At 74.7% G+C, this 9,311-nt stretch carries 7 protein-coding genes; 6 read left to right on the forward strand and 1 reads right to left on the reverse strand.

Annotated elements, in window-relative coordinates:
- Positions 1-160: 160 nt before the first annotated feature.
- Positions 161-1,501: a UDP-N-acetylglucosamine 1-carboxyvinyltransferase gene (murA, locus tag ACFV6D_RS32670; protein ID WP_063349179.1), complete on the reverse strand. Its 1,341-nt coding sequence runs from the start codon at positions 1,499-1,501 to the stop codon at positions 161-163.
- Between the two features lie 299 nt (positions 1,502-1,800).
- On the opposite strand from murA, the gene ACFV6D_RS32675 reads away from it, so the two are divergent.
- The 6 genes from ACFV6D_RS32675 (at position 1,801) to ACFV6D_RS32700 (ending at position 9,136) form a co-directional block, all read left to right on the forward strand.
- Positions 1,801-2,385 carry a YqgE/AlgH family protein gene (locus ACFV6D_RS32675; RefSeq protein WP_063349180.1) on the forward strand — a complete coding sequence of 195 codons (585 nt, stop codon included), beginning with the start codon at positions 1,801-1,803 and terminating at the stop codon, positions 2,383-2,385.
- A 61-nt stretch (positions 2,386-2,446) separates the two neighbouring features.
- A complete protein-coding gene (locus ACFV6D_RS32680; protein WP_063349181.1) occupies positions 2,447-2,731 on the forward strand; it encodes a DUF3039 domain-containing protein in 285 nt (94 codons plus the stop codon).
- 129 nt (positions 2,732-2,860) lie between these two features.
- Positions 2,861-4,471, forward strand: a complete 1,611-nt coding sequence (locus ACFV6D_RS32685) for a beta-N-acetylhexosaminidase (RefSeq protein WP_380562380.1) — start codon at positions 2,861-2,863, stop codon at positions 4,469-4,471.
- A 311-nt stretch (positions 4,472-4,782) separates the two neighbouring features.
- The gene (locus ACFV6D_RS32690; protein ID WP_363370383.1) at positions 4,783-5,649 is read left to right on the forward strand and encodes an FAD binding domain-containing protein; all 867 of its coding nucleotides are present in this window, start codon (positions 4,783-4,785) and stop codon (positions 5,647-5,649) included.
- Positions 5,646-6,812, forward strand: a complete 1,167-nt coding sequence (locus ACFV6D_RS32695) for a 2Fe-2S iron-sulfur cluster-binding protein (protein ID WP_380434171.1) — start codon at positions 5,646-5,648, stop codon at positions 6,810-6,812. The genes ACFV6D_RS32690 and ACFV6D_RS32695 overlap by 4 nt, the downstream gene beginning before the upstream one ends.
- Positions 6,809-9,136, forward strand: a complete 2,328-nt coding sequence (locus ACFV6D_RS32700; RefSeq protein ID WP_079135849.1) for a xanthine dehydrogenase family protein molybdopterin-binding subunit — start codon at positions 6,809-6,811, stop codon at positions 9,134-9,136. The genes ACFV6D_RS32695 and ACFV6D_RS32700 overlap by 4 nt, the downstream gene beginning before the upstream one ends.
- The last annotated feature ends 175 nt before the right edge of the window (positions 9,137-9,311 follow it).

The following is a 9,311-nucleotide window of genomic DNA, read 5'->3' on the forward strand; positions in this document are numbered from 1 at the left end:
CGGCCCCGTCCCCCCTCTCAGCCCCCCCCCCCACCCCCCCCCACCCCCCCCCCGCCCCCGCGCCCGGCGCGCGCGCGCGCGCCCCCCCCCCCCCCGGCCTCTCGTCGTGGGGCCACGGGCCCACAGGCCCACAGGCCCGTAGGCCTGTGGGCCCTGCGGGTCAGGCGTCGACCAGCTGCTCGGACGGCAGCTCGACGTGGGCGCCCAGGTCGCGCAGCTTGTCCATGAAGTTCTCGTAGCCGCGGTTGATCAGGTCGATGCCGTGCACGGTCGAGGTGCCCTCGGCCGCCAGCGCCGCGATCAGGTACGAGAAGCCGCCGCGCAGGTCGGGGATGACCAGCTCGGCGCCCATCAGCTTGGACGGGCCGGAGACGACCGCCGAGTGCAGGAAGTTGCGCGCGCCGAAGCGGCACGGGGTGGCGCCCAGGCACTCGCGGTACAGCTGGATGTGCGCACCCATCTGGTTGAGCGCACCGGTGAAGCCGAGCCGCGACTCGTACACCGTCTCGTGGACGATGGACAGGCCGGTGGCCTGGGTCAGGGCGACGACCAGCGGCTGCTGCCAGTCGGTCTGGAAGCCCGGGTGCACGTCGGTCTCCAGGGCGATCGCCTTGAGCTCGCCGCCCGGGTGCCAGAAGCGGATGCCCTCGTCCTCCACCTCGAAGGCGCCGCCGACCTTCCGGAAGGTGTTCAGGAAGGTCATCATCTCCAGCTGGCGGGCGCCGCGGACGTAGATGTCGCCCCTGGTGGCCAGCGCCGCGCAGGCCCAGGAAGCGGCCTCCAGGCGGTCCGGCAGCGCGCGGTGGGTGTAGCCGCCCAGCTCGTCGACGCCGGTGATCAGGATGGTCCGGTCGGTGCCCAGGGTGATGATCGCGCCCATCTTCTGCAGCACGCAGATCAGGTCGACGATCTCCGGCTCGATGGCCGCGTTGCGCAGCTCGGTGACGCCCTCGGCGAGGACGGCGGTGAGCAGCACCTGCTCGGTCGCGCCGACCGAGGGGTAGGGCAGCTCGATCTTGGTGCCGCGCAGGCGCTGCTGGGCGACCAGGTAGGTGCCCTGCGGGTGCTTCTCGATGGTGGCGCCGAACTGGCGCAGCACCTCGAAGTGGAAGTCGACCGGGCGGCCGCCGATGTCGCAGCCGCCCAGGCCCGGGATGAAGGCGTGGCCGAGGCGGTGCAGCAGCGGGCCGCAGAACAGGATCGGGATCCGCGAGGAGCCCGCGTGCGCGTCGATGTCGGCGACGTTCGCACTCTCCACGTGCGACGGGTCGAGGATCAGCTCGCCGTCCTCGTCGCCGGTCCGCACGGTGACCCCGTGCAGCTGGAGCAGGCCGCGGACCACCTTGACGTCGCGGATGTCCGGGACGTTGCGCAGTCTGCTGGGGCCCTGGCCGAGGAGGGCGGCGACCATGGCCTTGGGCACCAGGTTCTTCGCACCGCGGACGCGGATCTCGCCTTCGAGCGGGTTTCCGCCGTGGACCAGCAGGACGTCGTCGGTCATCGTTCTCGCAATCCGGGGTGCCAGAGGGGTGGGAAGGCTCCGGTAGAGAGCCGGTGGTGGACCGGTTGGTACGGGCGCGCTCGGGCCCCCGGCAAAACCGAGTCGGCACCGTAGAAGGGCGTCCACCATCCGTAGATGGTAGTGGGCGTGCCGATGGTTCCCGTGAGCCTCTCCCGTGATGGTCCTCTCTCCGGGCTCGCTCCCGCCCGCCGGAGGGGCCGTTCGGGTGTTTGTCCGGCGTGGCGGGGTTTCGATCGTTGAGGTGTCCGACCCCGGCCGTTCTGCGGGATCATGTGGGCATGACGGCGGCCCACTCGCACGCAGGACGGTCCCACACCGGCCGTCTGCTCGTCGCGACGCCCCTGCTCACCGACCCGAACTTCGCCCGGGCGGTGGTGCTGCTCCTCGACCACGACGTCGAGGGGGCGCTCGGCGTGGTCCTCAACCGGCCGACGCCGGTCGAGGTGGGCAGCGTCCTGGACGGCTGGGGGCGGCTGGTCGGGCAGCCCGCCGTGGTGTTCCAGGGCGGACCGGTGGCGCTGGACTCGGCGCTCGGCCTCGCCGTGGCGCCGGGGGAGCCGGGCACCGGCGAGCCGCTCGGCTGGCGGCGGGTGCACGGCGCGATCGGCCTGGTGGACCTGGAGGCGCCGCCCGAGGTGCTGGCCGGCGAGCTGGGCGCGCTGCGGATCTTCGCCGGGTACGCCGGCTGGTCGCCGGGCCAGCTGGAGACGGAGCTGGGGAGCGGCGCCTGGTACCTGGTGGACTGCGAGCCGGGGGACATCTCCAGCCCGGAACCGGAGCGGCTGTGGCGCTCGGTGCTGCGCCGCCAGCGCGGCCCGCTGGCGCTGCTCGCGACCTATCCGGACGACCCGACGCTGAACTGACGTACGGGCCGCCGTCGCGATACTGGCCGGGTTTCGCGGGGCGCCCATAGACTTGGCACCTATGAGCACTCTTGAGCCCGAGCGCGGCCTCGGCACCGGCACCCTGGTCGAGCCAGTCCCCCAGGTGTCCCACGGGGACGGCGACCACGAGCGCTTCGCGCACTACGTCCAGAAGGACAAGATCATGGAGAGCGCGCTCTCCGGCTCGCCCGTGGTGGCGCTCTGCGGCAAGGTCTGGGTGCCCGGGCGCGACCCGAAGAAGTACCCGGTCTGCCCGATGTGCAAGGAGATCTACGACGGCATCGGCAAGCCGCAGGGCGGCGACGACAACAACGGCGGCAAGTAGCACCGGCCGCCGCGGGCCGGTGCCCGGCGCCGTTGTGCACGGTGTGGTTGTGCACAGTGCCGTTTTGCATAGTGCCGAGTTTCCGAAGTGGTCTATGCCAGTCGTCCGGGGCGGGGGCAGGATGTCGGAATGGACCTCATTCCCGTGCCTTCGAGTGCCGTCCGCCGCCCGGACGAGGACTTCCCCCTCGACGACGCCACCACGCTGACCGCGCCGCCCGGGCTGGCCGACGCCGAGCGGTGGCTGCGCACCACGCTGACCGCGGCCACCGGGCTGCCGCTCGGCCCGGGCCGGCCGGGCACGGGCATCGAACTGGTCCAGGACGACGCGCTGGCCGCCGAGGCGTACCGGATCACGGTGCGCCCCGGCCACGCCCTGGTGGCCGCGGGCGGGCCGGCCGGTGCGCTGTGGGGCGCGCAGACCCTGCGGCAGTTGCTCGGCCCGGACGCCTTCCGCCGGTCCCCGCTGCGCGGCACCGGCTGGGTGCTGCCCGGCGCGGACATCGAGGACTCCCCCCGGTTCGGCTGGCGCGGCGCGCTGCTCGACGTCGCCCGGCACTTCCTGCCCAAGTCGGACGTGCTGCGCTTCGTCGACCTGCTGGCCGCGCACAAGCTCAACGTGCTGCACCTGCACCTGACCGACGACCAGGGCTGGCGGGTGGAGATCAAGCGCTACCCCGGCCTGACCGAGCGCGGCGCCTGGCGGGACCGCTCGATGGTCGGCTACCGGGCCGGCCAGCGCCGCGACGACCGCCCGCACGGCGGCTACTACACCCAGGACGACCTGCGCGAGATCGTCGCCTACGCGGCCGCGCGCGGGGTCACCGTCGTCCCGGAGGTCGACCTGCCCGGGCACACCCAGGCCGCCGTCGCGGCCTACCCCGAGCTGGGCAACACCGACGTGGTGGACACCGCGGCGCTCGGCGTCTGGACGGACTGGGGCGTCAGCCACAACGTGCTCAACGCCTCCGAGGACACCCTGCGCTTCTTCGAGGGCGTGCTGGAGGAGGTCCTGGAGCTCTTCCCGTCCGAGTTCATCCACCTCGGCGGCGACGAGTGCCCCAAGGAGCAGTGGAAGGACAGCGCGGCCGCCCAGGCGCGGATCCGCGAGCTCGGCCTGGCCAACGAGGACGAGCTGCAGAGCTTCGTGATCCGGCACTTCGACCGCTGGCTGGCCGAGCGCGGCCGCCGGCTGATCGGCTGGGACGAGATCCTGGAGGGCGGGCTCGCCCCGGGCGCCGCCGTCTCCTCCTGGCGCGGGTTCGGCGGCGGGATCGCCGCGGCCAAGGCCGGGCACGACGTGGTGATGTGCCCCGAGCAGCACGTCTACTTCGACCACCGGCAGGCCGACGGCCCGGACGAGCCGATCCCGGTCGGCTTCGTGCGCACGCTGGAGGACGTGTACCGCTTCGAGCCGGTGCCCGGGCAGCTGGACGAGACGGCCGCCCGGCACGTGATCGGCACCCAGGCCAACCTGTGGAGCGAGTTCATGGACAGCGCCCGGGACATCGACTACCGGGCCTTCCCCCGGTTGGTGGCCTTCGCCGAGGTCGCCTGGTCCGACCTGCCCACCGATCCGGCCGAGCGCGACTACGCCGGCTTCCAGCACCGGCTGGAGGCGCACCTGAAGGTGCTGGACGCGCTCGGCGTGGAGTACCGCCCGGCGGACGGCCCGCACCCCTGGCAGCGCTGGCCCGGGGTGGCCGGCCGGCCGATCGAGGGCCCGCCGCCGGTGCGCTGAGCGCGACGGACTTGCCCCTTGCGGGAACTTCTGAGTGGTCATCTGACGTCAAGAACAGATGAACATCTGCCCAGGTCCGGTTCGGGCCTGGGCAGATACCGCCCGGTATCCGTCCCAATCGGGCAGTCCCGTTCACCTGCCCCGAAATGATCATCGAGCATTGTGTGCCAGAGTTGCCCAACCCGGCCCGATCGCCCGTACCCTACGGGCCAGGCCGGGCTGCTGACGCGGACACCACGGCCGAAGGCCGCGGGCGGCAGCCGATCGATGAGCAAGTGGAGCACGGTGGGACCCAGGTGAACCGGACGATCATGCTGCCGGCCTCCCTCGACGAGGCCGTCGACGCGCTGGCCGCCACCCCGGCCGCGGTACCGGTGGCCGGCGCCACCGACCTGATGGAAGCCGTCAACGCCGGACGGCTACGCCCCGCCGCCCTGGTCGGCCTCGGCCGGATCACCGAACTGCGCGGCTGGCGCTACGAGGACGGCGGCACCGCCGTCCTCGGCGCCGGACTCACCCACGCCCGGATGGACCGCCCCGACTTCGCCGCGCTCATCCCCGCGCTCGCGGACGCCGCCCGCACCGCCGGCCCGCCGCAGGTCCGCAACGTCGGCACCCTCGGCGGCAACATCGTCACCGCCGCCCCGGCCGGCGACACCCTCCCGGTGCTCACCGCCCTGGAGGCCAGCGTCACCCTCGCCCGGGCCGGCGCCAGCCGCGAGGTGCCGGTCAGTCACCTGCTCACCGGCCTCGACCCGGTGCGCCCCGGCGAACTCCTCACCTGGGTGCGCGTCCCGCTGCTGCACGCCCCGCAGGTCTTCCTCAAGGCCACCGGCCGCAGCGGCCCGGCCCGCGCCACCGCCTCCGTCGCGCTGGTCCTCGACCCCGCCCGGCGCGCCGTGCGCTGCGCGGTCGGCGCCGTCGCGCCCGTGCCGCTGCGCCCGCTGGAGGCCGAGGCCTGGGTCGCCGGCTGCATCGACTGGGACGGCAGCCGGGAGATCGACCCGGCCGCGACCGCCGCCTTCGGCGAGTACGTGGCCGCCGCCTGCGTCCCCGACAGCTACGGCGCCGAAGGCGCCTGGGAGGCCGCGACCGAGGGGCCGAGCGCGGCCGCCGTTCGGCTGCGGCGTACCGTATCGGTGCTGGCCCGACGGGCACTGGGAAGGGCGCTGAAGTGACCACAGACCCCATCGAGACCCTCGACGCCGACCCGCTCGGCCTCACCCCGCAGGTCAGCCGCGAGCTGCGCCCGTGCGCCTCGTACACCTTGCGGGTCAATGGTTTCGAACGGCCCGTCACCGACGCCTGGATCGGCGAGAGCCTGCTCTACGTGCTGCGCGAGCGGCTCGGCCTGGCCGGCGCCAAGGACGGCTGCGAGCAGGGCGAGTGCGGGGCCTGCTCGGTGCAGGTGGACGGCCAGCTGGTGGCCGGCTGCCTGGTGCCCGCCGCGCTGGCCGCCGACAGCGAGATCAACACCGTCGAGGGCCTGTCGGCCGCCGGCGGCGCGAGCGACGTCCAGCAGGCGCTGGCCGAGTCCGGCGCGGTGCAGTGCGGCTACTGCACCCCCGGCATGGCGATGGCGGTGCACGACCTGCTCCAGCGCAACCACCGCCCGACCGAGGTCGAGGCCCGCCAGGCGCTCTGCGGCAACCTCTGCCGCTGCACCGGCTACCGCGGCGTGCTGGCCGCCGTCCAGAGCATCGCCGACGCGCGCGCCGAGGACGTCGAGGAGGCGGAGGAGACGGCCGCCGCGACCGCCGCCCAGGCAGCCTCACCGGCCACCGACCAGCCCGCCGACCAGCCCGCCGGGGAAGCGGCCGCCGGACCGCAGCAGGCCGCCGAACCGCCGGTCTACGCCGACGCCGACGCCTGGATCGAGCACGTCCCGCAGCCGCCCGCCGAGCAGCCCCCGGCCGGCGCCGACCAGCCGTACGGCGACGGCCAGGGCGGCTACGACACCGGCGTGTACGACACCGCCGTCCTGACGCCGGTCCAGGGCATCCCCGCCCAGACCGCCGACGACCAGGTGTACTACCCGCCGCAGGGCTACCCCGAGCAGCCGTACCAGGGCACCCCCGCCCACGGCACCTACGTGCCCGGCGGCTACCCGCAGCAGAACGGCTACGACGCCGGGTACGACGCCCCGGTCTACGAACCCACCCCCGCGCACGGCACGCCGCTGCCCGGGGCCGCCTTCGACGGCACGCCCCCGCACGGCACGCCCTACGTCGCCACGCCCCCGCACGGCGCTCCGGCCGGTGGCACCGCCCCGGCCGGCGTCCCGTACGGCGCCACCCCCGCCCACGGCATCCGGCTCCCCGAGGACGACCACGCATCATGACGTCGCCTACCGACATCGGCGCAGCACTCCAGCAGGACGGCGGCGAGGGCGGCGCACCGGAGCCGTTCGGCCTGGGCAGCTCACCGCTGCGCAGCGACGCGCTGCCCAAGGCGCTCGGCATCTACCCGTACGCGGCCGACCTGTGGGCCGAGGGGCTGCTCTGGGGCGCGGTACTGCGCTCGCCGCACCCGCACGCCCGGATCAGGGGCATCGACACCGCGGCGGCGCTCGCGCTGCCCGGCGTGCACGCCGTGGTCACCGCCGCCGACCTGCCGCCCGGTCCGGACGGCACCCCGGACGGCGCCCCGGCCGGGCCGATCGTCGCCGACCGGCCGGTGCTGGCCGCGGGCGTGGTGCGCCACCACGGCGAGCCGATCGCCGCAGTGGCCGCCGACCACCCGGACACCGCCCGGCTGGCGGTCGGTCTGATCGCGGTCGACTACGAGCCGCTGGAGGCCGTCACCGACCCCGAGCAGGCCTTCACCGCCCCGTCGCTGCACCCGGACGGCAACCTGTTCCGCCACCTGCCGCTGCGCACCGGGGATCCGGACGCGGCCGGCGAGATCATCATCGAGGGCCTCTACCAGGTCGGCCGTCAGGACCCGGCCCCGCTCGGCGCCGAGGCCGGGCTGGCCGTGCCGCGCCCGGACGGCGGCGTCGAACTGCACCTGTCCTCGACCGACCCGCACGGCGACCGCGACCGCACCGCCGCCTGCCTCGGCCTGGAGCCCGACCGGGTCCGGCTGGTGGTCACCGGCGTGCCCGGGGCCACCACCGACCGCGAGGACCTCTCCTTCCAGGTCACCCTGGCGCTGCTGGCGCTGCGCACCGGCCGCCCGGTGAAGATGACCCTCACCCGCGAGGAGTCCTTCCACACCCACCCCTCGCGCCACCCCGCGCTGCTGCGTTACCGCCACCACGCCGACGCCGAGGGCACCCTGGTGAAGGTCGAGGCGCAGATCCTGCTGGACGGCGGCGCGTACGCGGACGTCTCCGCCGAGGCGCTGGCCGCCGCCACCGCGTTCTCGGTCGGCCCGTACGTCTGCCCGAACGTCTTCGTGGACGCCTGGGCGGTGCGCACCAACAACCCGCCGGCCGGGCGGATGCGCGGCGAGGGCGCGTTGCAGGCCTGCTTCGCCTACGAGTCGCAGCTGGACCAGCTGGCCGCCCGGATCGGCGTGGACCCGGTGGAGATCCGCCGCCGCAACGCGATGGCCACCGGCGACCCGATGCCCACCGGACAGGCCGTCACCTGCCCGGCGCCGGTCGGCGCGCTGCTGGAGGCCGTCGCGGCCGAGCCGCTGCCGGCCCTGCCGGTGGACGACCCGGACGCCGAGTGGCTGCTGCCGGGCGGGCCCGGTGGCGCCGGCGACCCGGCGGCGGTGCGGCGCGGGATCGGCTACGCCGTCGGCATGGTGCACATGCTCGGCGCCGAGGGCGAGGACGAGGTCTCCACCGCCACCGTGCGGGTCAGCGGCGACCACGCCACGGTGATCTGCGCGGCCGTCGACTCCGGACAGGGCTTCGCCACGCTGGCCCGGCAGATCGTGCAGACCGTGCTGGGCGTCAGCGAGGTGTACATCGCGCCGGCCGACAGCGACCAGTCCATCGCCGGTCCCTCCGCCCGCGGCCGGCACACCTGGGTCTCCGGCGGCGCCGTCGAGCGCGCCGCGCTGATGGTCCGCCACCAGCTGCTGCAGCCGATCGCCGCCAACTTCGGGATGTCGGTGGAACTGCTGCAGATCGCCGACGGCAAGATCACCTCGTACGACGGGGTGCTCGGCATGCCGGTCGCCGAGGCGCTGGAGGGCAAGGAGCTCTGGGCGACGGCCCAGTGCCGCCCGCACCCCACCGAGCCGCTGGACGAGTCCGGGCAGGGCGACGCCTTCGTGTCGATCGCGTTCTGCGCGATGCGCGCGGTGGTGGACGTGGACATCGAGCTGGGCGCCGTCCGGGTGGTCGAGATGACGGTCGCCCAGGACGTCGGCCGGGCGCTGAACCCGCGGCAGATCGAGGACCGGATCGAGGCGGGCGTGGCCCAGGGCGTCGGCCTGGCGCTGCTGGAGGACCTGCGCACCGAGGGCGGCGTGCTGCTGAACCCCTCGCTCACCGGCTACCGGCTGCCCACCGCGCTGGACACCCCGCAGGTGCGGATCGCCGCCCTGCTGGAGGAGCGGGACGTGGTCGCCACCTTCGGGGCCAAGGCGGTCAGCGCCGCCCCCGCGGTGGTCGCCCCGGCGGCCGTGGCCGCCGCCGTCCGGGCGGCCACCGGCCTGCCGGTCGGCCGGCTGCCGATCCGGCCGGAGGACGCGGTCGCGGTCTGACGGGCGGGGGCGGCGGTTTCGGCCGACCGCCCCGGAAATGGCGGAAAAAGGAATTGCCGGGGCGGCCGGGCTTATGACGCGGATCTCCACAAAAGCGCGCCCGCGCCGGGGGACCACACACGCGGAGTCCCGATGATGTTGCTTGGCGGCTAACGACCCGCGGGCGCGCGCGCGG

Source organism: Kitasatospora sp. NPDC059812 (assembly GCF_042732075.1).
GTDB lineage: Bacteria > Actinomycetota > Actinomycetes > Streptomycetales > Streptomycetaceae > Kitasatospora.